Consider the following 403-nt stretch of genomic DNA (forward strand, 5'->3'; position numbering starts at 1 on the left):
CTGGCGATTATGGCCCTTGCGGCCGTTTCATCTATACAATTTTTCAAAGGCAGAAAGCTGAACCTCCAGATAATGCAGCACTACCTGAGAAGCATTGAGGACGTTGTTAAGCCCGAGGACAAGGACTACGTCTGGCTCGGCGGCTACATCGGTTTCAGGGCTTACTACAAGGTGAACCGCGACAACATCAGGAAGTTTGAGTACACGCTGACGCTTTTGCCGAGACAGAGCATCCTCTACTTCCCCATAGCACTCCTCACAAGCAGGCACGACAAGCTCTACATTGTAATAAAGCCAGAATCCAAGATAAAGCGTGAGGCCCACCTCATACAGAAGGGCTACTACCACATAAAGCCCAAGATTGAAGACGAGGAACTCCTTCAGAAGGAAATAGTGGAGATAG

General features: G+C 49.1%; 1 pseudogene. It reads left to right on the forward strand.

The features are described 5' to 3' along the window. Positions 1–403 (forward strand): annotated as a pseudogene (locus E3E23_RS09905) (hypothetical protein); the annotation flags it as partial.

This window comes from Thermococcus sp. CX2 (assembly GCF_012027555.1).
Taxonomy (GTDB): domain Archaea; phylum Methanobacteriota_B; class Thermococci; order Thermococcales; family Thermococcaceae; genus Thermococcus.